This is a genomic window from Sphingobium sp. B1D7B, from assembly GCF_025961965.1.
Lineage (GTDB): Bacteria > Pseudomonadota > Alphaproteobacteria > Sphingomonadales > Sphingomonadaceae > Sphingobium.
In genome coordinates this window covers 1,956,284-1,979,966 of sequence record NZ_JAOQOR010000001.1, presented here as the reverse complement: position 1 = coordinate 1,979,966, position 23,683 = coordinate 1,956,284, and the positions used below count along the sequence as shown (strand labels likewise).

Below are 23,683 nucleotides of genomic sequence, written 5' to 3'. Positions count from 1 at the left end.
ATGGGAAACTTGCAAAGCGCCTTGAAATGGTTGACCCTGAAGGAAAGCGGCCGGGACGCCTCGATAGAAGGACAGAGGGCACGCGGAGAGGATAAACATGGAATCCTACAGCACTGAAGCCTTCCCCATATCGACGCGCGCGGCGGCATGGACAAAGCTCTATTCGCAGCAGCTCAATCGCGTGAACTTCACGCCCGCGGATCGGCACGAGTTTGCCGCGCGCCTCAGCCTCAGCCATTTCGGGCCGATCCAGCTCGCCAGCATCGCGGCCAACCGCAGCCATATCGAGCGGACGCGCAACCACATCCGCCCCGGCGCGCCGCGTCTCTATTCTTTCCTCATGCAGGCGCGCGGCAACAGCGTGCTCGACCATTGCGGGCATCAGGCCCAGCTCGATCAGGGCGATTTCGTGCTGTGCGACAGCGCGGCACCGCACAGCTTCACGCTCGGCGACAATTCGATGATCATCATGCTGCGCGTGGATGCCGGCCTCATCAAGAAGCACCTGCCCACGCCCGAGCGCTTCTGCGGCCTCAAGCTCGATCATGAGGTGGGGCTGACCGCGGTCATGTCCGCCATGCTCGAAAATCTGAACACGCAGGTGCAGAGCGGCTTCCATTCCGATCATGACGGCCGCTTTGCTCGCCACGTGCTGGAAATGCTCTCCACGGCCTATGCGATGGGCTTTGACGAGCAGCCGGAGGGTTCGGCGGTGATGCTCGGCCGGCAGAGCGAGGTCATTCGCTATATCGAGGACAATCTGCGCGACCCGGAATTGACGCCCGCCCGCGTCGCCGAAGGGCTGCGTATCTCGCCGCGCTACCTGCGCACCCTCTTTGCCTCGCGCGGGGAGAAGGCCTCCAGCTACATCGTCCGGCGGCGGCTGGAAGAGTGCGGCAAGCAACTGCGCAATCCCGCCTGGGCCGGCCATACGCTGACCGAGATCGCCTTCGCCTGGGGGTTCAACAGCGCGGCGCATTTCACCCGCACCTTCCACGAGCATTTCGGCATGGCGCCGCGCGATTACCGGCGGGCCGGCTCGAACTGACGAGCCGACCGGCGCCTTCCTGAGCAAGTCATCCTGCCCGCCCGGGCAAGCGGCGGCGCAACCTCTATGTCAGCCCGGTCTCCACGCCGACAGGCGAGACATGGAGGACGGAAGACGCAATGGTTGCCAGGGAAGTGCTTGATCTGAACCAGATATTGTCGCTGCAGCTGACCGAATATTGGCACGAGATCGATACCAACAAGGGGCGCAAAGCCTCGGATTATTATACCGAGGATGCCGTCTTCCACGGCCAGTTCGCCTCCTATAACGGCCGCGCGAAAATCCAGCAATTCTACGACTGGCGCGCCGAGCGCGGCGAGCGGCTCGCGGTCCATGCTTTCACCAACTTCCGGGCGTGGTTCACTGGGCCGGACAGCGCGGAAGCGACCAATTACCTGTTCCTCTATGCCGCCGATGGCGTGCGTCCCCTCCCCACCCATCCGCCGGTGACGATCTCGCTGGCGACCGACCGCTATGTTCGCGGCGCCGGCGGGCGCTGGCTGTGCACCTATCGCCGGTTCGAGCATTTGTTCGAGAGTGATACTCCGATCACCAATCCGAACCTGGACGATCAAGAAGCAAAGTGAGCAGGCCCATGAGCAGACAGCGCGGTGAACTCGACGAGAAGTATCTTCTGCTTTCCAAGGCCTATGTGGCCGGCAAATGGGTGGATGGCAGTGGCGACCCCATCGCTGTCGACGATCCCTATACGCTCGAGACCGTGGGACAGGTGCCGCGCGTCAGCGAAGCGCAAGTGTCTGAGGCCATCGACGCCGCGAACCGCGCCTTTCCGCAATGGGCACGATGGCCCGCCAAGGAGCGCGGCGCGATCCTCCGGCGCTGGTATGAGCTGGTCATCCAGCACAAGGAGGACTTCGCCCGGCTCATCACGTTGGAGAACGGCAAGGCGCTCAAGGAATCGCGCGCCGAGGTCGACTATGGCGCCGGCTTCCTCGAATTCTACGCCGATGAGGCGACCCGCTCGTTGGGCGAGATCATCCCCGCCCCGGTGACTGGCCGCCGCCTCATGGTCGAGCGCGAGCCGATCGGCGTGTGCGTGGCGATCACGCCATGGAACTTCCCGCTCGCCATGCTCACGCGCAAGGTCGGCCCGGCGCTGGCGGCCGGCTGCACCATGGTCGCCAAGCCGGCCGAGCTGACGCCACTCACCGCTTTGGCCTTCGCCAAGCTGGGTGAAGAAGCGGGTGTGCCAGCGGGCGTTTTCAGCGTCGTCACCGGCAATTCCAAGACTATCGGCCCGGTGATGACCGGATCGCCGATCGTCCGCAAACTCTCCTTCACCGGCTCGACCCCGGTGGGCGCGATGCTGGCGGAAGCCTGCGCCCCGACGATCAAGCGGCTCGGCCTCGAACTGGGCGGCAATGCGCCGCTGCTCATCTTCGATGATGCCGACCTCGACACCGCAGTCGAAACTGCGATGGTCGCCAAGTTCCGTAATGGCGGCCAGAGCTGCGTCGCGGCGAACCGCATCTATGTGCAGAATGGCATCCGCGACCGCTTTCTCGACGCGTTTGGTAGCAAGGTCGCGACGATGAAGGCTGGCGACGGCTTTGAAGATGGCATCGATGTCGGCCCGATGATCGACGATCGCGCCATCGCCAAGATCGACGAGCATCGCGAGGATGCGCTGCGCCGTGGCGGACGTCTGATTGCCGGGGGCGCATCGCCGGGCGGGCGCATCGCGGTGCCTACGCTGATCGGCGACGTCGCCTCGGATGCGCTGCTGACCCGGGAGGAGACCTTTGGACCACTGGCCGGTGTCATCGGCTTTGCCAGCGTGGAGGACGGCGTGCGGCTGGCGAACGACACGCCCTTTGGCCTCGCTGCCTATCTCTGCTCAAGCGATCCGGCGACGATTGCCCGCGTAGGGCGGGATCTGGAGAGCGGCATCGTCGGCATCAACACCGGCCTCATCTCGACGCCTTTTGCGCCCTTTGGCGGCGTCAAGCAGTCGGGTCTCGGGCGCGAGGGCTCACACCACGGCCTCGCCGAATATCAAAACCTCAAATATCTCTGTCACGCAGGACTTTAGACCCGCTTATGCGCAAACATGCCAAGGTCATCATCACATGCGCGCCGACCGGCTCGATCCACACGCCCTCCATGTCGCCGCATCTACCAGTGAGCGCGGACGAGATTGCGGAGGCCGCCATTGGCGCAGCGCAGGCCGGGGCGGCGATTTTGCACCTGCATGCCCGTAATCCGGCGGACGGCAGCCCAAGCCCCCGCGCGGCCGATTTCATGGCCTTTCTGCCGCTCATCCGGCAGGCGACGGACGCGGTGGTCAACATCTCCACTGGCGGCAGCGCCACCATGTCGCTTGATGACCGGCTGGAAGGCGCCAAGCAGGCCCGGCCCGAGCTGTGCTCGCTCAACATGGGGCCGCTGATCTTCGATTTCTCCGGCGCGGCCAAGCGGGTCACGCAATGGCAGCACGACTGGGAGCAGCCCTATGTCGAAGGCGCGCGCGGGCGGATCATGTACAATGACAATGCCTATATCGAGCGCATCATGCTGGAGGTCGGCCGGGAATTCGGCACGCGCTTCGAGTTCGAATGCTACGACATCGGCCATCTCTACACGCTCGCCCACTTTGCCGACCGCGGCCTCATCGACCCGCCCTTCCTTATCCAGGGCGTGTTCGGCATCCTGGGCGGAATCGGCGCCGACCCACGCAATCTGGCGCATATGGTGACGATTGCCGACAGCCTGTTCGGCGAGGATTATGTGTTCTCGGCCTTCGCGGCGGGCCGGCATCAGCTCGGCTTCTGCACCCAGAGCGCGCTGCTCGGCGGCAATGTCCGCGTCGGGCTGGAAGACAGCCTGTTCATCGGCAAGGGCGAACTCGCCACCTCCAACGCGCAGCAGGTGGAGCGTATCCGCCTCGTGATCGAAGCCCTGGGCCGCGAGATTGCGACGCCTGCCGAAGCCCGCGCGCTGCTCGGCCTCAAGGGCGGCGACGCTGTAGGGTTCTGAGCCGAGGCTTCGGCCTCCCTTTCAACGTCCATCGCTTTTGGGTGCCCGCCCGGCCTGAATGGCCGGGCAGGCATTTCTGCAACAGAAAGCCGGGCCTCCTTACGGAAGCCCGGCTGGCATCTGCAGCGCTGGCGTCAGATCAGAATTTGACCCGTACGCCGGTTCGGAACCGCGCCCCGAAGGTGTCGAAATAGACCGGGTTGGTCGGATAGTTGGAGCCACCCAGGCCGCCGCCACCCGGCGCAATCGGCGGCTTCTTGTCGAAGATATTGTCGATCGCGCCGAACACCTCGATGCTGTTCCCACCATTTCCGACCGGAATGGCATAGGACATGGCGAGGCCGAAATAGCTCGCTCCCTTCACGCGGTTGGTGTTGATGCTGTTGCGCAGCGTCGGGTCGTAGCCTTCATCTTCCGGCCCCACCCGCTCGACATTGTAGATGCCCGAGCTGATCCGGCGCATGCTCACCGTGGCGTTGAACGGCCCGCTGTCATAGCTCAGGAACGCGTTGACGATCCACGAGGGCGCAGGGTTGAAGTTGCCGCCACTGCTCACCGGCCCGGTCTGCCCGGCATAATCGATCACCGGCGTGGTCGGGTCGGCCTGCACCTTGAAGTCATATTGGTGGTTGGCCAGCACGCGCAGGTTGAGCGCCCCGCCCCAGTCGGCCGAGAGGTCGGACAGGCGCAGCGTGTAGTCGAACTCGAAATCGAGGCCGCGCACAGTCATGTTGCCGAGGTTCACCTGCCGGGCATCGATGTACGAGATGTTGGTCGGCGAGACGAAGGTGATCCGATCGCAGAAGATGTCGAACTGATCGCAGAAATCGACGATCTGCTGGCCGCCGAGCCGGCTGACGGCATCCTCGATTGCGATCTGATACCAGTCGACCGACATGCGCAGGCCCGGAATGAAACCGGGCCGGAACACGATGCCCGCCGTTGTCGTATCCGCTTTTTCCGGCGTCAGCGCGAAGCTGCCGCCATTCAGGATCGGGGTCGGATCGTCATTGCCGACGCCCGTGATGTTCGGATTGTCGACGATGCCCTGCGAGGAGCCTTCCTCGGTCGCCACCTGGCGCTGGAAAAGCTCGCGGAAGCCGGCAGCGCGGATGTCGCGCGAGCGCGAGCCGCGCAGGCGCACACCGCCGCCGATTTCCCAGATGCCGCTGAGCTTGTAGCTCACCGCCTCGGTCGTCTTCTCCTCGCTGGTGAACGCATCCGACGCCTTGTTGCGCGTCCAGCGTACGGCGCCGTTCAGCTCCAGCGTTTCGAAGAAAGGCCGGTTCGCCAACAGCGGCACGCTCACTTCGCCGAAGGTTTCGAGAACCTCGATAGTGCCGCCATAATCGAGGCCGAAGGTGAAGGCGTAGTCAGTGTAATTGGGGATGTCGCCATGGGTCACATCGCCCTTTTCCTTGCGATATTCCACACCCGTGGCTGCGCCGACCGGCCCGGCGCCAAAGCCGTCGAACAGCGAGCCGCTGATTGAGGCGGCAGCGACATGCTGGGTATAGAGGAAGTCCTCCACCACCGGGCGGTAAGCGTAGTCGATGGCCGCCTGGCTGAGATTATCAAGTCCAAACAGGTTCATCGGCACGCAGCCCTGCGCGCGCGGATCGGGATTGGCCTTGAGCAATTCGCGGCAGACGATCTGGTTGTTCGCGGGGTTGACCACTGCATCGAGCCCATATTGGAACTCAGTGTTCACGCGCGAATAGCGGGCGGACTGGTGCCGCTTGTTGCGTCCGTACTGGTAATAGACGTCCCAGTTCCAGCCGCCGCCAATCTCGCCGGTGACGCCGAACACGGCGCGCCATACATCAGCGGTGACGGAGTTGAGCGCCGGAATCTGCGCATCGACATCCTTGCCGAGGCTGAATTGCGTACCGGCCAGCAGCGTCTTCAGCGAGGCGGGCAGGAAAGCGTTGTCCGGCTTCACGAAATAGGTCGAGCGCGGGCCGGCTGTCACGCCGCTGTTGGAGGCGGAGCGATGCGCGTAGGTGACTTCGGTATAGGCTTCGACCGTGTCCGACAGGTCGTATTTGCCGGAGAGATAGCCGACGAAGCGCTCGACCGGCGTCTGGATGTCGGAATCCGCATAGGTCGATTCGCCGTCGCCGCCCTGCCGCGGGCCGGTCTGCGACGATTGGACGTACGTGCCGGGATCGAACTGCACAATGCCGGTGCCGTCGTCATTGAAGCGGATGTTGCGCGCCGCCGGCGCGGCAGGCGCTCGGTTGCGAACCACGCCGCGCGCATCGTTAAACGCCTGCTTGGAATTGGGGCCGATGATGAAGTTGGGCAGACCATAGCCCGGCGTGCCGGGACGATCGAAGCCCGAGAGCGAGCCGTTGGCCAGCACATTATTGGCATTCACGAAGACGTCGTAGCTTTCCGCACACCAGTCGCGCGAAAGCGAGCAATCGCCGATGCCGTCCTTCTTCTCATATTCGCCGCCGATGACGATATGGCCGCGGCTGCCGACGCGCGTGCCATAGACGAGCGAGCCATGATGGCCTTTCCCATCACCCCGGAAGGTCTGGCCATAATCGACCTGCCCGCGCAGCCCCTCAAGCTCGGTGTCGAGGATGAGGTTGACAACACCGGCAATGGCATCCGACCCATAAGCCGCCGATGCGCCGCCCGTCACCGTCTCCACGCGCTTGATCATCGCGGTGGGAATGAGGTTGAGGTCAACCGCACCGCCGTCCGATGTCGGAACGAAGCGGCGGGAATTGACCAGCGTGAGCGTGCGCGTGCCGGAATCCGGATTAAGGCCGCGCAGGTTCGCATAAGAGGCGCCGACATTCGCGCCCGCGGTGATGCCGGCGGTCGCGTCCGACTGGAACGCCGTGTTCTGCGGGATAAGCTCGACGATATCGCCGGCATTCACGATGCCCAGCTTCTCAGTCTGCTCGATGCCGAACACCGTCGCGGGCGTCGGCTCGTTAAAGGCATTGTTGCGGATGCGCGTGCCCGTGACGACGATCGAGGGCTCGCTCGCGTTTTCCGCGCCGCCGCCGTCCTGCGCTTGCACCGGCATCGACAGCAATGCAGCGGCGGGCAGCGCCGCCCACATCAAATGCGACGCGCCCCCGCGTCCCTTCACTTTCAAAGTCATTCGTACGGCCTCCCCATTATGTATATTTTGCGCGCACGACCTTTGCCGGGCGCGATCTCATGCGGACCATCGCATTGCGCAACGGGCCGCTTCTTATCTCCAAGTGATCCAGCTTATGCCGAATTCGGCACAAACAGAGCCGGACGACGGCATCGCCCGGCTCCGATGTCATCGGTGTGCTGCGGTGCTCTTACGCCCAGTTGAGCGCGCGCTTAATCGTGCCGCCCAAAATCCACTCCTTGTCACTCTGCGAAATCTCATTGGTGTGGAGCAGGCTGTAGAGCGCGTCCGCATAGGGCTTCCAGTCCTTGCGGAGCGGGAAGCCATTGGGACCCGGCGGCGTTTCCGTGCCCCAGCGCTGCCGGGTCATGTCGCTCGCCCACAGGCACCGTTCCGGGCCGAAGGCGTGCAGGATCTTGTGAACGTATGGCCAGATGTCGTGATAGGGATAGGCCTCCTTGGAGATGATCGGCATCCCGCACAGCTTCACATAGACATTGGGATAGCGCGCCATGTCGAGCAGCTTGGGAAGGTTCGCCCAGCGGTCCTTGGGCGGCGCGATCATCGACTGGGTGACCCCGTAGTGATCGATGATGATCGTCATGTCCGGGTGCCGCTCGGCATAGATCGCGGCCTCGTGACCGAACTCATGGGCACCGACGAACATCGGGATCTTATACTTGGCGCCATAAGCGAAATAGCGGTCGAACGCGCCCTGCCTGACCAGCGGACTGACCGCGATCTGCGCGCCCGGCTTGCGCCAGACCTGCCCGTAATTGGTGAACAGCACGCGCGTGGCGAGCATCCCCGGCTTCTTCTTGAAAGCCGACATCTGCTGCTCGAGGTCCGGCGCCGCATGGTCGAACACTTCGACCGCCCCGAACCGGTCCGGATAGTAGCGCACCGCCGCTTCGTTAAAGGCCCGGCCCGCATAGATAATCGCCTTGTCGACGCCGACGCAATCGATCGCCTCGCGCGCCAGTTCGACATTGATGAACTCTTCAAGCTGCGGCGTGATCGTCTCGCCTTCGGGCTTGGCGGCGCGCATACCGCCGCCGATATGGGGTTCGTGGATCTGACCGTCGATGATCTGCATATACCTTGTTCCTCTCGCCTATGCTTGATGGTCGGTGACGGGCCAGCGCCCGCCTTCCGATCAGAACCGCTTGTTCAGGGTGAGATACCACTCACGCGGGGCGCCCGGCTGGCCGTTGATCTGCGGATAGCCGATAGCCTGGTAGATGAAGTAATTGCGCCAGTAGAACTGCTTGAAGACGTTGGTGACGCCCGCTGCGATGGAGAAATCATACTCCTTGTTCGCGTAAGTCAGGCGGGCGTTGACGAGCGAATAGCCGTCCTGATTATACTCTACACGGTCCGGGCTGTAGACCTGGCTGCCGGTGTAGAACCAGTCGACACGTGGCGTGACCGTGCCCTGCAGAGCCGGCGCATCGAACTCATACTGGATGCCGGCATTGGCCTTGAGCTCGGGGATCGCCACCGGGCGCCGGTTCTGGCCGGCCGGGCGGGCATCAAGATCGGCCGACGAGAATTTGTGGTAGCCGATTGAGCCGCCGACCGCCAAGCCCTCGACCGGACGGAAATCCAGCTCCAGCTCGAAGCCTTTCACCTTGCCCGGCGTGTTCTGGTAGAAGGTGCGGCCGATGCAAGCAAAGCCCGGCGTCCCGGCGGTGATCTCAGCCGCCGTCAGCGGACGGCAGGTCGTGAACGCGGGATTCACTGGATTGGGAATTTCGAGGAAACCCCCTGGGGCTGGCTGCCCATTGGCACCCAACTGATATTCCTGACCCGAGACGCTCGTCGGACGGGTCTTATAGTCCGTGTAGAAGGCCGCAGCGTTGATCCGCAGCATCCGGTCGAACAGATCGGTCTTGACGCCCAGTTCGTAGGACTGGGTTTCATCGCCCGGATATTGCGCAACCTGGCTCGGCTGGAGCGGACGGGCATTGAAGCCCGGCAGCCGCGCGCCGGTGGAGACGGACGCATAGATCATCGTGCGCTCGCTCAGCTTGTAGTCAGCACCGACCTTCCAGTCGAACCGCTCGTCCTTGATGTCGAAGTTGAAGACGGTCTGGCCGGTGGGCGAGATGGTGAACTGCGTCGAGGCGGCCGTCGTGCCATCCAGCACGCTGCGATAATCAACGCCCTTCTTGTCCTTGGAGAAGCGCCCGCCAAGCGTCAGGCCAAAGCGATCGCCGAAGGGCCGCAGCGTGGCGTTGGCGAAGACCGCCTTGCTCTCCGGCGTGTAACGGCTCCACAGGTAACGCTGCGTGTTGTTGAACGGCGACGTGCCGGAGAAGCGCTGTTCGCCATCCGCCCAATAATAGAAGGCGCCGACGACCCAATCGGCCCAGCCGGTCTTGCCGATCAGGCGGATTTCGCCGGTCCAGTCATCCTGGAACACATCATTGCGATTGTTTTCCATGGCGACGGGCGAACCATCGACATCGAACCCGAACACGCCATCATAGCGGCGATAGCCGACGATGCCGACGACATCGATGCTGTCGCTGATCTCATATTCAATCCGCGCATTGCCGCCCCAGTTCGTCTGCGGAACGTTGCTGGGGTGCGTGATACCGCCGCGGAAGGGCGAGCCATTGTAGAATGTGTTGCCGGGAATGGCTGTGCCAGCCGCGATCGGATCGGCAAAGGTCGCGAAGGTCGTGTAAGGGTCGCCGGTGATGAAGCGGCTATCATAAGCAAAGGTCGGGCCGCCCGGTGCCGTCCAGCGGTTGAACAGCGTCGAGACCGCGGAGCGGCCGGCTGCGACGGCCGGGTTAATGGCGACGACGCTATCCATGGCCGCCTCCGAATTGTCCTGGAGATAATCCAGCGCGGCGGTGATTTTGAGGCGCGGCGTGGGCTCCCAGTAGATCTGGCCACGGATGGCCTGCACATCCTCACCACCCAGATGGCCGATGGTGCAATCCTTGGGCGGATTGATGTCGGAATTGTTGAGCAGGCCGGCATCCGCAGTCGGGAACAGACCGGCCAGCTGAGGCGTGCCCCGGCGGATCATTTCGCAGCGGAAATCGAGCTGCCGCTGGTAGCCAGTCATCTTCTTGACCAGACCGGAGACAGAGAGCGACATGGTCGATCCGAGCGGCAGGTTGATACCGACGCGCATCTCGCGGCGGTCATAGCTGCCGACTGTGAACTCGCCATAGCCCGAAGCTTCGCCCAGCACCGGGCGGCGGGTAGTGAGGTTGACGGCGCCGGCCAGCGAGTTGCGGCCGAACAGCGTGCCTTGCGGGCCCCGCAGCACCTCGACCCGCTCCAGATCAAGCAGATCGAACATGGAGCCGAAGACAAGCGGATAATAGACATCGTCGATATAGAAGGCGACGCCCGCTTCACCCGACAAATTGGTCTCGCTCGAGCCGATGCCACGGATGAAGGCGCTCATGCCGGGGCCGAATGCCGCCTGCGACTTCTCGAAGGAGACGTTGGGAACGACGCGCGACATTTCGGCGACGTTGGTCAGCCCCTGCTCCATCAGCGCGTCTGCCGGCAGCGCCGAGATCGCAATCGGCGTATCCTGCAGGTTGGTCGCGCGACGGGTCGCCGTAACGACGATGTCCGCGATCCCGGTTCCACGCTCGGAAACGCCGTCCGCCTCAGTGACCTGCGCATGGCCGGTCTGCGCTATACACAGCGCCAGCGCGGACGCTGAAACCTTACCGAAAGTCCTCTTCATCTCATCCCCTCCCGAATTGGTGCAGCCATGTCTGGCCTCGGGGGGAGCACTAGAGGGGCTCCATCATCCAATCTTGCCGGATGCGGCACTGAACGACGCCTTGCCCGGCATATGCCGTTTACGAACCCGCGTTCATCACGCGAACTGCTGCAGTTCCGGATAAGGCAGCGCCGGTCCCTCGCCGATGCGGAAGGTGCAGTGACCGGTATAGACCGCGGCATCGCCATGCGCGCGCACGGGCCGGCTCATGAGGTAACGGCCGTTGATCAGCCGAACCGTGCCGTTTTCGTAGCGCGCCACGACGTCCTTCTGCGCGACCCGCACCTGCCGACCGGCGAACAGCGCCTCCAGCGCATCGGTATCATCATGGATGCCATCGGCATGGAGCACCGGCACTTCGGCTGCCTGAAGGGCGGTGGGCACCATGGCCGCGCCGACGATGGCGCCGCCGCTCGCACCGATGAAACCGCGACGGGAAAGCTGGGTGTTGGGCATCATGGTCTCCAATCAGGAAAAATAGAGCTTGAGTGCAGTCCGGCAAATCTGGGCGCGCTGAGCGGGATCGGGCACCCAGCGGCGGTAGCTGGCCAGCACCTGCTCGTAGCCGATGCGGCGTTCGTAGCCGACGAAGGGCGCGTCACTGCCCCACAGCAGGCGATCGGTGCCGACGCGCGCCACCAGATGTTCCGCGACATGCTGGGCGAGGCTTTCGAGGTCGCCATCGGGATCGTCGCGCCAGGCTTCCGGCCCCGGCAGGCGGAAGCCGCCCGAGAGCTTGACCCAGGTATGTCCCTTGTCGACCGCATCGAGCATCGCGCGGAAGCCGACGCAATCGAGCGGCGCCTGCGGATCGGGATGGCCGAAATGGTCGATCACGATGTCGACCCCGCTTTCCACCAGCGCATCGAGCACCGGCGGCAGGTTCTGTCCCTCGATGGCGACATGGACATGCCAGCCAAGATCGCGGGCGCGGCGAAACAGCAGCCGATATTCGTCGCTGCGATAATCGGCATGATATTCGGCGCGGGCGAGCTGCAGCCGGATGCCGATGATGCCATCGTCGCGCATCCGCTCCAGCACGTAGAAATCCGTGCCCGGGGGAACGATCGCGGTACCGCGCAGCCTTTTATGCCGGCGCAGTTCGGAAATCAGATAGTCATTGTAGCTGCCCGAAATGCTGAGCGCGGAGATCACCGCGAAATGGATGCCATGCGCATCCATCCGCGCGAGCAGGTCATCCGCCGTAAAGGCATAGTCCGGCGTGATCCACGCGCCGCTGGTGACGGGCATGTCCGCCGAAAAGATGTGGGCATGGCAATCGATGATAGGATTGCGCACCGCGTCATCGGTCAAGGATGTCATCTCGTCCCCCTCCTCGACTGCATCATTGCGCGCGCGGATACTCATCCGCGTTCAGCACCCAGCCGGGCATGTCCGAGAAATCGGCACGCGGGGGCGAGAAGATATCGACCAGCACGTTACGACCGGGCGCGGACGGCGCGGAGGTGTGGATGACGCGGGGCGGAATGACGCACACCGACGGCGCGCCGCAGCGCTCATGCTCGTCGTCGCGCCAGTCATGCTGGTTGGCCGTCCATGGCCAGCGCAGATGGTGCATATAGTCGCCCTCCAGCGCCAGGGAGCACTGCTCGAAATCATCGTGATGATGCGGCGAGAGCTTGGTCACATCGCGCGGCCCCTGCGGCGGGAAGACGTTGACCATGAAGGTGGTGCATCGCCAGATCTTGCCGAAACGCCCCGGCTCGTCCGGCACATCCAGGCTGTAACTGCGCAGCTTGAACCCATCGACCGGATCAGGCCACGGCTGGAACGGCGGAATCTGCGGATGCGGCCCAGCATAGGCCTGCGGATTGACGACCCGCGCAAGCAGATCTTGCGCCTCCAGCGAAAACAGCCGGACGATCTGGCCAGCCGAGCGGACCGTGATGCGGCTATCGCCCGGCGGCACGAAGTTGATGCTGTTGCCAGCGATCTCGTGCGGCACGCCGTCGATCTCGATGGTCACCGCGCTCTGCGCATCCGGCAGCAGCAGGACATATTCGTCGACTTGGCCGGATCGGTCGAACACCACGCCTTCTTCCGCCTGCGAGTAAGCGACGACGAAATTCTGCCCACGCGTGAGCCAAGTCTTGAGGCCGGGCGCCGTCTCCTGTGGGGCCTCTTCATAGAAGCGGGCGTAAGTGGAGGCCCCGAAGGCGCTGGCAGGCGCGGCTCCCCCGGCTGCGGCAGTCGAGAGGCGGGAACGGGGATCGTCGGATTCGTACATGAATTACTCCGTGGCGGCGGCGCGGCGGCCGTCCGACCAGTGCAGGAAGGTCTCGGGAGCGCGGCCGCTCACCGGATTGGCGAAATGGAAGCCCATCGGGGCGATGGCGGGATAAGGCGCGAAGGTGACGCCGCGCAGCGGGCCATCCGGCGGGTTCTTGGCAACATCCTCGGGCTTGGGGCGATAGCGCTCGCTGGCGCCCGGCACGATCGCGGCCCAACCGCCGGCGTAATCGGCGAGCCAGACATAATCGAGATCCATGCCGTGAATGCGCCAGACGCCGTTTTCGAGCACCGCCTGATTCTCGTAGATGCCCGAAATCCACGACCCCTGCCCCTTGGCGGCGCTGTTGAACTGGAACAGGCGCAGGCGGATATTGGCGCGCATCCCGTCTTCCGAAACGGTCACATAGGGCTGCGTCTTCTGGTGGATGGCCATGAACGCCGCCGAGCGCCCGGCATTGCCATAGCGCCCGAACAGCGACCCCCGCACACGCTCCCGCCCGACATAGGTGCCGATATAGGAGAGCTCTTTCCAGCCGTCGGTGGCGAAGAGATCGGCCGTGTCGTCCCAGCGGAACTCGTCGATATAATAGCCATAGGCATCGGCGATGTTTTCCGCGCCATCGAAGGCGGCCGCGCGGGCGAGCAGTGTTGCTGCATCTCCGGTGCCGGCAAAGGATGGCGCGGGCGCGAGCGCATCGGCGAAGCGCGCCGGTGCTGGTCGATGGCCGGGATAGGACGGTTCGGCCAGTTGCGAGGGCCGGTCCGGTCGCGCCGCAGCCACGCCGGGCAAACCGGCCGCAAGCGGCGCCTGCCAGCCTTTTGCATAAGCCGCGCGCATCACCGGCACGCGGCGCAGCGCCGTGATACGCCAGCGGCCACCTTCTCCGCGCGCGCAGGTGAAATCCTGGATCGTCGCAGACCAGTAGGTCTCACCGCCATGCTGACCGGTCATCCCGATCTCGATATTGCGCACCGTGGCGCTACGTCCGCCCGCATCCATCGTCACGACCGGCATGAGCTGGGGACGGTCGTTCAATTCGCCGGTCTTCAGACCGGCCTCGCCGAACAGCGCGAGCGCACGGCGGACGCCGGCATGGCCCACAAACTGCCCGGTGCCGGCAATGTCGACCAGCGCATCTTCGGTGAACAGATCGACAATGTCGTCGTCCATCTTGCGATCGAGATAGAAGCCGAACGCGGCCTGAAGATTCTGCACCAGCCCCTGCGAGACCAGCAGATCGGCCTGCCCTGCGATCTCGCGGACCGGCAGCGGGCTCGGTGCGGGACGCTTGGCGCCCCACGGATTACCGGCCTGATCTGGCGTATAGTGGAACGGCACCATCGGCACGCTGGGCGCAACATGCGTCCAGCCCTTGTCATAAGGGCCGGCAAATTGCGGGTGATAGTGCATCCGCGCAATCGCCCAGCCACCCATGCCGCCGGCATCGCCGGAGACCCGGACATAATCGATCACGTGAATGCCGCCGGCCCAGCCAGCCGACTGGCCGTTCACGCCCGTCATCGCCACCTCATGCCAGCGTCCGCGCGCGGACTGGCCGTCGGGCGCGAGGGTGATGACCGGGCTGAGGAACAGGCGCAGATTGAGATGCCCTGCCGGCAGTCCACGACTGTCGCCGCCCATCGTGCTGCGCAGATGCGCCTCGATGGGTGTGCGGCCTGTCACGGATTGCGTGCCGTCGGTCCATAGGCCGTCAGCGGCGAACAGACGCGCCATGTCGGCCCACTGGCCGGCTTGCGCATAATGCGCCCAGACATGCTGGAGGCGTTTGATCTCGCGGATCGCGCGGACATCCGCGAGGCGCGCAGTCAGGTCCGCAGCGTCACTGCCCGCCCCCGCAGACGCCATCCGTGACGTTGCGCAGCCCGCTAGCAGCGTCGCCGCACTCCCGAGCAGGATCGCGCGTCGTGAGAGGATCATGCGCCCCGGCTCGCTCACGTCGTCGGCTCCAGCGCCAGCGCCTCTTCGTACACGCTGCGGTCGATCAGCGTCGCAAGCTGCGCGCGCGACCTTGCCGGCCGCTTGTCACGCTCTGCCAGCCACTGTTCTTCCTCAGTCATGATATCGAGCAGGTCGGCAGGATAATCAGCGTTGAAGGCGTGGTGCTTCCACGCCGTCTGCACTTCCTCCACCGAATGGCCGCCCCGCTCCACCACGAGGGCCTGCGCCGCTGCAGGGTCCTTGCGGAGCGCCGCCGCCGCATCGATCACGGCACGGACGAAGCGGACGATCTGCTTGCGCTTGACCGGATCGGCGAGATTTTCCGCCGTGCTGTTGAGGTTGAACTGCTCGGCATAAACGCCATCGCCGCTGAACTCGATCAGGTCGTTACCCAAGGCGCGCGCGCTGTTCTCGCTCTCCGGCTCCCAGATGATCACGGCATCGACGCGCCGTTCGGCGAGCGCCTTGGTCATCTCGCTGAGCGGGCCCGGCGTACGGACGACCTCGATATCGTCATAGGACAGGCCAGCCTGGGCCAGCATTTTGTGAAAGAAATAGCCCGAGGACGTCTGCGGGATCGACGCGACGCGCTTGCCCTTGAGGTCCGCGACGCTCGCGATCCCCGCCGATTTCCGCGCAACGATGCGATAATGCCCCTCGGTCACCTGCAGGATGATGCGCAGATTGGGATGCTTGACCGAGTAGCGCAGCGCCTGCGTTTCGGCATGCGTGGCGACATCCGCCACGCCTTCCTCGCCGAAGCCGGCAATGATCGGCTCTCCAACCAGATTGGGAATGCCGCCCATCTTCACCGTGGCAGCATCGGGATAGAAAGTCTTGGCCGCCAGGAGCACGGGTGCGATCTCGAAAGTTTGGATATTGCCGTACACGGCAATCGGCCCCGGCTTCCCCTCATCCCTGGCTGTGGCACTCGCGGGAAGGAGCGCGCCGGCCGCGAGCATGGCCGCCATTGCGAGACTGTTCCTGATTGTGCGCACCGTCATCCCTCCTCAACACCGCAACCTGTTGGCCCGGCCCTATTCATTCACGCTAGGCGCCCACGCTGGCGGGCCGCAATTCAAATGCGCGTTGATGCCGCGCGAGGAAAAACTGGCTTCCGTCGAGGACAAATAGCGCAGGCTGGGCTGCGCCTCGCTCGCCTCAATCCAGCCCTCCCCGCACCGCCTGCACCGTCTGCGCCGCGGCGTGCGCGAACATCATCGCATCATTGCTCACCATCACCAGCGAGAAGCCCATCGCCAGATACGGCGCGGCTTCCTGCGCGGTGCCGACGGCCACGCCAGACAGCAGGCCCGCCTGCTTGGTCGCGGCGAGCATGGCGGCGGTGAGCGCCTCAACATCGGGATGCGCGGCCGATTTGCCGCTGGAGAGAAACAGGTCGCCATGGCCGATGAAAATGCCGCCCACATGCTCGACCGCCGCAAATTCCGCAGTCCGCTCCAGACTGGCCCAGTCCTCAAGCTGGATCATGCGCAGGCACTGCCCGTCGCCCCGCGCGACATACTCCGGAATCGGCGCCAGACCCCAGCGACCGGCACGCGAGGTGAGGCCGAGGCCCCGCTCCCCGGCCGGGCTGAACACCATCTTGCGGCACACCGCATGGGCATCGGCAGGATTGGTAATGCGCGGCACCAGCAGGCCGTCCGCGCCAGCGTCCAGCAGGGGCTGGATCGGCGATCCGCTATGATCGGGCAGCCGAACCAGCGCCGCCATGCCCATCGTCTGCGCAGTTGCGATCAGCGTGTAGGCACGCTCGAGAGTGTGCGGGGCGTGCTCCATGTCGATCACTACGACATCGAAGCCGGCATGGCCGATCAGCTCCAGCGTCTCCAGCGACGGCAGCTTGACCCAAGTCCCCAGCAGGCCCCGCCCCTGCGCGGCCCGCTGCAGCGCATAGTCTACGAAATTGTCCACTAACCGCCCTGTTCGATCCGCTGCACCGGTGCGCAAAAAGCCACTGTGCGCAGGCCGACGGCGCCCGCTTGTCTCGAACGGCTCGGAGTCTTTGCAGAGCTGCAACGCCCGCTCGGACCGTGGGCATGAAAAAAGCCCCGCATCGCTGCGGGGCTTCTCTCAATCTCGCTTTGAAGGCGATCAGTCGTCGTCGCGCTTCAGGAAGGCAGGCGCGAACTCGGGCGCCGGGCCGTCATCATCGCTGCGCTCGCGGCGGGGGCCGCGTTCACCACGCTCGCCGCCACGGTCACCACCGCGATCCCGGCGGGGACCACGGTCGCCACGGCCGCCGCCGTCACGACGCGGACCACGGTCGCCGCGATCACCCCGGTCGCCACGGTCACCGCGCGGTTCGCGGGCAGGACGGGTGTCCTCCAGCTCCTCGCCGGTTTCCTGATCGACAACGCGCATGGAGAGGCGCACCTTGCCACGCGGATCGATCTCGAGGACCTTGACCTTGACTTCCTGGCCTTCCTTGAGGACGTCCGCCACCTTCTCGACCCGCTCGTTGCGGATTTCCGAGACGTGGACGAGGCCGTCCTTGCCGCCCATGAAGTTCACGAACGCGCCGAAGTCGACCAGATTGACGACCTTGCCGTTATAGACCTTGCCGACTTCCGCTTCCTCGACGATGCCGAGGATCCAGGCCTTGGCCGCCTCGATCTGGTTCACGTCGGACGAGCTGATCTTGATCAGGCCTTCGTCGTCGATGTCGACCTTGGCGCCCGTCTCCGCGACGATCTCGCGAATGACCTTGCCGCCCGTGCCGATGACTTCACGGATCTTGCTCTTGTCGATCTGCAGCGTCTCGATGCGCGGGGCATGAGCCGAGAGTTCGGTGCGGACTTCGCCCAGCGCCTTGCTCATCTCGCCCAGAATGTGGGCGCGACCGTCCTTGGCCTGACGCAGCGCGACCTCGAAGATCTCCTGCGTGATACCGGCGACCTTGATGTCCATCTGCATCGTGGTGATGCCTTCGGAGGTACCGGCGACCTTGAAGTCCATGTCGCCAAGGTGATCCTCGTCACCCAGAATGTCGCTGAGGACCGCAAAGTCCTTGCCTTCCAGGATGAGGCCCATGGCGATGCCGGAGACCGGACGCTTCAGGGGCACGCCGGCATCCATCATCGAGAGCGAACCGCCGCAGACGGTCGCCATCGAGGAGGAACCGTTGGACTCGGTGATGTCCGAGAGCACGCGGATCGTGTAGGGGAATTCATCCTTGCTCGGCAGCACCGGGTGCAGCGCGCGCCAGGCGAGCTTGCCGTGGCCGACTTCACGACGACCGGGCGCGCCGAAGCGGCCCACTTCACCGACCGAATAGGGCGGGAAGTTATAGTGCAGCATGAAGTTCTCGTAGGAGAGACCGGTCAGACCGTCGATCATCTGCTCGGAATCCTTGGTGCCGAGCGTGGTCGTGCAGATGGCCTGCGTCTCGCCGCGCGTGAACAGCGCCGAGCCGTGCGTGCGGGGCAGGAAGCCCACCATCGCTTCGATCGGGCGGATCTGCGTGGTCGTGCGACCGTCGATACGCTGCCCGTCCTTGAGGATGGCGCCGCGCACGATTTCCGCTTCCAGCTTCTTCATGAGCTTGTTGGCGACCATCTGGGTCTGCGCGCCCTCAGCCGCGAACGCTTCCTTCGCCTTGGCGCGGGCTTCGTTCAAGGCACCCGAGCGCGCCGACTTGTCGGTCAGCTTGTAGGCGGCGGCAATGTCCTTGCCGATCAGCTTCTTGAGCTTGGCCTTCATGTCCGCCGTATTGTCGGAGAGGTCGATTTCCCAAGGAGCCTTGGCGGCCTTCTCGGCCAGCTGAATGATCGCGTCGACGACCTTGCGCGAAGCATCGTGAGCAAACATGACGGCACCGAGCATGACGTCTTCGGAAAGCTCCTTGGCTTCCGATTCCACCATCATCACGGCGGTGTCGGTGGCTGCGACAACGAGGTCGAGCTCGCCGGTCTTCACCTCATCGAGGCTCGGGTTGAGCTGATACTCGCCATCCTTGTAGCCGACGCGCGCGGCGCCGATCGGGCCCATGAAAGGCACGCCGGAAATGGTGAGCGCAGCGGAAGCCGCGATCATCGCCACAATATCGGGCTCGGTCTCGCCATCGAAGGAGAGAACCTGCGCGATCACGTTGATCTCGTTGTAGAACCCTTCCGGGAACAGCGGACGCACTGGGCGGTCGATCAGGCGGGAGACCAGTGTCTCCTTTTCCGTCGCGCCGCGCTCGCGCTTGAAGAAGCCGCCCGGAATACGCCCGGCAGCCGAGAATTTCTCCTGATAGTGAACGGTGAGCGGGAAGAAGTCCTGCCCTTCCTTCACCGACTTGGCGGCGGTGACAGCGCACAGCACAACCGTTTCGCCATAGGTCGCGAGCACCGCGCCGTCGGCCTGACGGGCAATACGGCCCGTTTCGAGCTTGAGGGTCTTTCCGCCCAGCTCGATTTCTACTGTCTTCACATCAAACATTGGTTTTCCTTCCACCCACCGGCCCTATTGCGCGGCGGGGCTGCAGTGCGGGCTAAGCCGGCCCGCGGCGGTTCGGGACTAGTCTTGCGTCCCACAAAGAGGTTGGCCGAAGTGCCATCCCCTCCTCGTCACTCCCGCCAAAGCAGGAGTCCAGTTCTGTCATCTCAGCCTTGGACGGCGCTCCCGCGCCTGTCTCGTGCTGGATCCCCGCATGCGCGGGGGTGACGCAATACGTAAACGGCCCGCCGAAGCGGGCCGAACGATTGGGTCACTTGCGAAGGCCGAGCTTCGCGATGAGAGCGGTATAGCGCCCCGCATCCTTCTTCTTGAGATAGTCGAGCAGCGAACGACGCTTGTTGACCATCATCAGCAGGCCGCGGCGGCTGTGATTATCCTTGTGGTGGCCCTTGAAGTGCTCGGTGAGGTTGGAAATGCGCTCCGTGAGGATCGCAACCTGCACTTCCGGCGAACCGGTATCGCCCTCTTGCTGGGCATTGTCCTTGATCAGTTCCGCCTTGCGTTCAGCCGTAATCGACATCGTCATTCCTTTCCAAAATCAGAGATTGAAGCCCCGCACGACCCGGATTTCCGGGCCCAAAGCCTCCACCAGCGCCACAGGCGTATCGCCCTCGGCTGCTAGCATGAGCCCTTGCTTGCGAGGGTCCCCGGGCAGTGTCCGGCCTTGTCTCAAGGCCATCGCCTGCTGCGAGGTGACGGGGAGAGCCGGGATGTCGTCCAGCCCTGCCGTCAATGGCAGCATATGCTGCGCAATGGCGCGCCCTTTACCAGCATCGCTCAGAATGTCCAGTGAAATAGCCCGATCCAGGGTGAACGGACCGGCCTTTACCCGGCGCAGCATCGTCACATGCCCGACCGTGCCGAGCGCCAGCGCGATGTCCCGCGCCAGGCTGCGGATATAGGTGCCTTTCGAAACATGGGCAGTGAGGGTGACGGCTTCAAGGGTTTCGCCCTCGTCCGCCATTTCTCCTCGTCCGCTCGCATCGAGCGAAGTCGAGATGCCCGCGAGCGACGCAGCGGTGTCTCGACTTCGCTCGACACGAACGGAGGGGGCGGCGTTGACCGAGAGAGCGTGAACAATCACCGCCCGCAGTTTCATCTGCACCTCTTCGCCCGCCCGCGCGCGATCATAAGCGCGCTGGCCGTCCACCTTGATCGCGCTGTAGACGGGCGGAGCCTGCTCGATCGGGCCGGTAAACTGGGCCAGCACCGCTTCTACCTGCGCGAGGGTGGGCCGCACGTCGGAGGTCGCGATTACCGCGCCCTCCAGATCGAGCGTGTCGGTCTGCGCGCCGAAGCAAATCGTGAAGTCGTAGATCTTGTCGCTGTCCAGCATTCGCCCGGCCAGCTTGGTCGCCTCCCCCACCGCCACGGGCAGCACGCCTGTCGCCAGCGGATCGAGCGTGCCGCCATGGCCGACCTTCGCCTTGGGCAGGCCAGCCTCGCGCAGCGCGCGCTTGACGGCGCTCACCGCCTGGGTGGAGCCAAGGCCCAGCGGCTTGTCGAGGATCAGCCAGCCATGCAGCGGCTTGGGCCCGGTGTCAGGCATAGTGTCGGGATCGTTCATCGGCTGCCCATAGCGAGGCATATAGCGCCTGTCAGGCCCCGCTGGCCGCAAGGGCCGCCGCGCGTGCCTTGATCTGTTCATATTGTAGCCATAGGCATGCTTATAGGCGCAAGGGTGGGTTGCGCCCCCGCCCGCCACGCCCAGTCCGGTGCCAATGCAGTTGAGGTCCGTTGATTTACAGCATCCGCTCCGGCTTCCAGCGTCTGACCGGACGGGCCCGGACCCGATTTGGCGAGCGCGCGACGGCGTTTCTCCTCGCATTAGCGGTGGAGGGGCTGATCGTGCTGGCGCTTATCGCCTTTGCTCCCTCCCCTTTCGAAGCCCGCGAAGCGCCCGACAAAAATGTCCTGACATTCGACGTCGCGATCCCGCCCGACCCTGCGCCCGAACCTGAACAGACCGAGCCGGAGCAGGCTGAACCCGAGCCCGTTCCCGAAGAGGCCCAGCCCGAACCAGAACAACAACCCGAACCGGTCCCCGACCCACCGCAGCCGCCCAAGCAGCCCGAGCCAAAGCCGATCGTCACACCGCCGGCGCCGCGCAAGCCCGCCTTCATCGAGATGAAGCCGGACCAGATGGCGGCTGTCGATCTTCGCGCGATCCGCCCGGCCGCCCCCGCTCCGCCGGCCCCCGCCCGCCCAGCAACGCCCATGGGACCACCGAACACCGGACAACCAGCCGATACACCGCTGGTCGACGGCACTGGCCCCAATGGCGAACCGCTCTACGCCGCCAGCTGGTATCGCGAGCCCTATCCCGAGGAATTGCGTGGCTATCTCTCGACCGCGCGCAGCCAGGGCTGGGGCATGATTGCCTGCCGCACGGTTGCCGATTATCGGGTGGCCGATTGCGTGCCGGTGGCAGAATATCCCAATGGATCGGACATCAACCGCGCGATTCTGGCCGCCGCATGGCAGTTCCGCGTGCGCCCGCCCCGTGTCGGTGGCAAGGTACTGGTCGGCCAATGGGTGCGCATCCGAATCTCATACGAGCAGCGTCCTGCCGGTGCCGCGGGCAGGCCGTGATCGACCGGAAATGACTCTGTCAAAAAATCTTGCGGACGCCACCAGCGCCTTGTCTTGCAGCGCGTGAAGCCTCTACAAGGCGCCATTCCTTCCACAATCCAATATAGGCGAGTGATCCATGACCGGCACCCAGCAGACTGCTTCCCAGATCTCCGATGACATTGCCCGCGTTTTTGCCCTGCAAAAGGCGAACCAGTGGAATGTCAAAGCCACCACCGCTGCCGAGCGTCGCCTGAAGCTGACCAAGCTTAAGGACGCGGTCGCGTCCCACGCCGACGATATCGTCGCGGCGGTGCTGGAAGATACCCGCAAGCCCGATCCGGAAATCCGCGTGACGGAAGTGCTGAACATCCTCGGCAACATCCAGCTCATTCTCGACAATCTCGATGACTGGATGAAGCCGACCGAAGTCACGCCCTCCAAGGTGGAGACCGACCGCGCCCAGATCATCTATGAAGCGCGCGGCGTCTGCCTGATCCTCGGGCCATGGAACTTTCCGCTCGGCCTCGTCTTCGGCCCGCTTGCCGCTGCCGTCGCGGCCGGCAATTGCTGCATCCTCAAGCTCACCGACCTGTGCCCCGCCACCGAGAAGGTCGCCGCCAAGATCGTGAAGTCGGTCTTCGAGGAGAATGAGGTTGCCGTGTTCGAGGGCGATGTCAGCGTCGCCACCGCACTGCTCGACCTGCCGTTCAATCACATCTTCTTCACCGGCAGCACGCGGGTCGGCAAGATCGTGATGACCGCCGCCGCCAAGCATCTCGCCAGCGTCACGCTGGAGCTGGGCGGCAAGTCGCCAGTCATCATCGATGAGGGCGCGGACGTCGAGAAGATCGCGGCCGATCTCGCCGGCGCCAAGCAGTTCAATGGCGGCCAAGCCTGCATCTGCCCGGACTATGTGTTCGTGAAGGAAGACCAGAAGGCAAAGCTGGTCGAGGGCTTCAAGGCGAATGTCGAGAAGAATCTCTATGAGAACGGCCAGATCAAGAAGGAAGGCATCGCCCAAGTCGTCAATCAGGCCAACTTCAATCGCGTGAAGGGCCTCTTCGACGATGCCGTGGCGCAGGGCGCCACCGTTGCCGCAGGCGGCGTGCTGGAGGCGGAAGACCGCACCATCCACCCGACCCTGCTGACCGACGTCAATCCGCAGATGAAAATCCTGCAGGAAGAGATTTTCGCGCCCATTCTGCCCGTGATGACCTATGACAATCTCGATCAGGCGATCAGCTACATTGAGGAGCGCGACAAGCCGCTCGCTCTGTATGTCTACAGCAATGACGAAGCCAATGTGCAGAAGATCCTCAACCGCACCTCGTCAGGCGGTGTGACCGTGAACGGCGTCTTCTCGCATTATCTGGAGAACCGCCTGCCCTTCGGCGGCGTCAATGGCAGCGGCATGGGCAGCTATCATGGCTATTTCGGCTTCAAGGCCTTCAGCCACGAGCGCGCGGTATACATCCACCAGACGGCCGCCTGAAACGCAACCTG

Annotated in this window: 18 protein-coding genes; 6 read left to right on the top strand and 12 right to left on the bottom strand. The window is 64.2% G+C overall.

What is annotated here, in order from left to right; translation table 11 throughout:
• The first annotated feature begins 97 nt into the window (after window positions 1-97).
• From M2336_RS09090 to M2336_RS09075, 4 genes are all read left to right on the top strand, one after another.
• A complete protein-coding gene (locus tag M2336_RS09090; protein ID WP_181559011.1) occupies window positions 98-1,048 on the top strand; it encodes a helix-turn-helix domain-containing protein in 951 nt (316 codons plus the stop codon).
• A 119-nt stretch (window positions 1,049-1,167) separates the two neighbouring features.
• Window positions 1,168-1,635 (top strand): nuclear transport factor 2 family protein, encoded by a 468-nt coding sequence (locus M2336_RS09085; protein WP_264574709.1) that lies wholly within the window; start codon window positions 1,168-1,170, stop codon window positions 1,633-1,635.
• An 8-nt stretch (window positions 1,636-1,643) separates the two neighbouring features.
• Entirely contained in the window at window positions 1,644-3,101 is a 1,458-nt protein-coding gene (locus M2336_RS09080; RefSeq protein WP_264592891.1) for an NAD-dependent succinate-semialdehyde dehydrogenase, read from the top strand.
• Between the two features lie 8 nt (window positions 3,102-3,109).
• Window positions 3,110-4,045 (top strand): 3-keto-5-aminohexanoate cleavage protein, encoded by a 936-nt coding sequence (locus tag M2336_RS09075; RefSeq protein ID WP_264592890.1) that lies wholly within the window; start codon window positions 3,110-3,112, stop codon window positions 4,043-4,045.
• A 139-nt stretch (window positions 4,046-4,184) separates the two neighbouring features.
• On the opposite strand, the gene M2336_RS09070 is transcribed toward M2336_RS09075, so the two are convergent.
• The 12 genes from M2336_RS09070 to truB all read right to left on the bottom strand — a co-directional run bounded on the left by M2336_RS09070 (window position 4,185) and on the right by truB (window position 21,131).
• Window positions 4,185-7,169 (bottom strand): TonB-dependent receptor plug domain-containing protein, encoded by a 2,985-nt coding sequence (locus M2336_RS09070; RefSeq protein WP_264592889.1) that lies wholly within the window; start codon window positions 7,167-7,169, stop codon window positions 4,185-4,187.
• Between the two features lie 190 nt (window positions 7,170-7,359).
• Window positions 7,360-8,265 carry an amidohydrolase family protein gene (locus M2336_RS09065; RefSeq protein WP_264574705.1) on the bottom strand — a complete coding sequence of 302 codons (906 nt, stop codon included), beginning with the start codon at window positions 8,263-8,265 and terminating at the stop codon, window positions 7,360-7,362.
• A 60-nt stretch (window positions 8,266-8,325) separates the two neighbouring features.
• A complete protein-coding gene (locus M2336_RS09060; RefSeq protein ID WP_264574704.1) occupies window positions 8,326-10,890 on the bottom strand; it encodes a TonB-dependent receptor in 2,565 nt (854 codons plus the stop codon).
• Between the two features lie 135 nt (window positions 10,891-11,025).
• Window positions 11,026-11,388: a twin-arginine translocation signal domain-containing protein gene (locus M2336_RS09055; protein WP_264574703.1), complete on the bottom strand. Its 363-nt coding sequence runs from the start codon at window positions 11,386-11,388 to the stop codon at window positions 11,026-11,028.
• Window positions 11,389-11,397: 9 nt separating this feature from the next.
• Window positions 11,398-12,252 carry an amidohydrolase family protein gene (locus tag M2336_RS09050; protein WP_264574702.1) on the bottom strand — a complete coding sequence of 285 codons (855 nt, stop codon included), beginning with the start codon at window positions 12,250-12,252 and terminating at the stop codon, window positions 11,398-11,400.
• A 22-nt stretch (window positions 12,253-12,274) separates the two neighbouring features.
• The gene (locus M2336_RS09045) at window positions 12,275-13,177 is read right to left on the bottom strand and encodes a hypothetical protein (RefSeq protein ID WP_264574701.1); all 903 of its coding nucleotides are present in this window, start codon (window positions 13,175-13,177) and stop codon (window positions 12,275-12,277) included.
• Window positions 13,178-13,180: 3 nt separating this feature from the next.
• Complete coding sequence (locus tag M2336_RS09040) at window positions 13,181-15,139, bottom strand: nuclear transport factor 2 family protein (protein WP_264574700.1); 1,959 nt, start codon at window positions 15,137-15,139, stop codon at window positions 13,181-13,183.
• On the bottom strand, window positions 15,136-16,146 hold the full coding sequence (locus M2336_RS09035; protein WP_264592888.1) for an ABC transporter substrate-binding protein: 1,011 nt from the start codon (window positions 16,144-16,146) through the stop codon (window positions 15,136-15,138). Before M2336_RS09035 ends, M2336_RS09040 begins: the two co-directional genes overlap by 4 nt.
• 157 nt (window positions 16,147-16,303) lie before the next feature.
• A complete protein-coding gene (locus M2336_RS09030; protein WP_264574697.1) occupies window positions 16,304-17,077 on the bottom strand; it encodes an HpcH/HpaI aldolase family protein in 774 nt (257 codons plus the stop codon).
• 180 nt (window positions 17,078-17,257) lie between these two features.
• The gene (gene pnp, locus M2336_RS09025; protein WP_264574696.1) at window positions 17,258-19,588 is read right to left on the bottom strand and encodes a polyribonucleotide nucleotidyltransferase; all 2,331 of its coding nucleotides are present in this window, start codon (window positions 19,586-19,588) and stop codon (window positions 17,258-17,260) included.
• 268 nt (window positions 19,589-19,856) lie between these two features.
• Window positions 19,857-20,126, bottom strand: a complete 270-nt coding sequence (rpsO, locus tag M2336_RS09020) for a 30S ribosomal protein S15 (RefSeq protein WP_181558998.1) — start codon at window positions 20,124-20,126, stop codon at window positions 19,857-19,859.
• 18 nt (window positions 20,127-20,144) lie between these two features.
• Window positions 20,145-21,131 (bottom strand): tRNA pseudouridine(55) synthase TruB, encoded by a 987-nt coding sequence (gene truB, locus M2336_RS09015; RefSeq protein ID WP_264574983.1) that lies wholly within the window; start codon window positions 21,129-21,131, stop codon window positions 20,145-20,147.
• A gap of 212 nt (window positions 21,132-21,343) precedes the next feature.
• Between truB and M2336_RS09010 the strand changes: the two genes are divergently transcribed.
• Together M2336_RS09010 and M2336_RS09005 are read left to right on the top strand one after the other, a co-directional pair.
• Window positions 21,344-22,198 (top strand): hypothetical protein, encoded by an 855-nt coding sequence (locus M2336_RS09010; protein WP_264569724.1) that lies wholly within the window; start codon window positions 21,344-21,346, stop codon window positions 22,196-22,198.
• A gap of 118 nt (window positions 22,199-22,316) precedes the next feature.
• On the top strand, window positions 22,317-23,672 hold the full coding sequence (locus M2336_RS09005) for an aldehyde dehydrogenase family protein (protein ID WP_264574695.1): 1,356 nt from the start codon (window positions 22,317-22,319) through the stop codon (window positions 23,670-23,672).
• Window positions 23,673-23,683 lie beyond the last annotated feature (11 nt).

Coding starts and splice junctions, on each gene's coding strand:
- M2336_RS09090 (WP_181559011.1), top strand. CDS start 98: ATGGAATCCTACAGCACTGAAGCCTTCCCCATATCGACGCGCGCGGCG.
- M2336_RS09085 (WP_264574709.1), top strand. CDS start 1,168: ATGGTTGCCAGGGAAGTGCTTGATCTGAACCAGATATTGTCGCTGCAG.
- M2336_RS09080 (WP_264592891.1), top strand. CDS start 1,644: ATGAGCAGACAGCGCGGTGAACTCGACGAGAAGTATCTTCTGCTTTCC.
- M2336_RS09075 (WP_264592890.1), top strand. CDS start 3,110: ATGCGCAAACATGCCAAGGTCATCATCACATGCGCGCCGACCGGCTCG.
- M2336_RS09070 (WP_264592889.1), bottom strand. CDS start 7,169: ATGACTTTGAAAGTGAAGGGACGCGGGGGCGCGTCGCATTTGATGTGG.
- M2336_RS09065 (WP_264574705.1), bottom strand. CDS start 8,265: ATGCAGATCATCGACGGTCAGATCCACGAACCCCATATCGGCGGCGGT.
- M2336_RS09060 (WP_264574704.1), bottom strand. CDS start 10,890: ATGAAGAGGACTTTCGGTAAGGTTTCAGCGTCCGCGCTGGCGCTGTGT.
- M2336_RS09055 (WP_264574703.1), bottom strand. CDS start 11,388: ATGATGCCCAACACCCAGCTTTCCCGTCGCGGTTTCATCGGTGCGAGC.
- M2336_RS09050 (WP_264574702.1), bottom strand. CDS start 12,252: ATGACATCCTTGACCGATGACGCGGTGCGCAATCCTATCATCGATTGC.
- M2336_RS09045 (WP_264574701.1), bottom strand. CDS start 13,177: ATGTACGAATCCGACGATCCCCGTTCCCGCCTCTCGACTGCCGCAGCC.
- M2336_RS09035 (WP_264592888.1), bottom strand. CDS start 16,146: ATGACGGTGCGCACAATCAGGAACAGTCTCGCAATGGCGGCCATGCTC.
- pnp (WP_264574696.1), bottom strand. CDS start 19,588: ATGTTTGATGTGAAGACAGTAGAAATCGAGCTGGGCGGAAAGACCCTC.
- rpsO (WP_181558998.1), bottom strand. CDS start 20,126: ATGTCGATTACGGCTGAACGCAAGGCGGAACTGATCAAGGACAATGCC.
- M2336_RS09005 (WP_264574695.1), top strand. CDS start 22,317: ATGACCGGCACCCAGCAGACTGCTTCCCAGATCTCCGATGACATTGCC.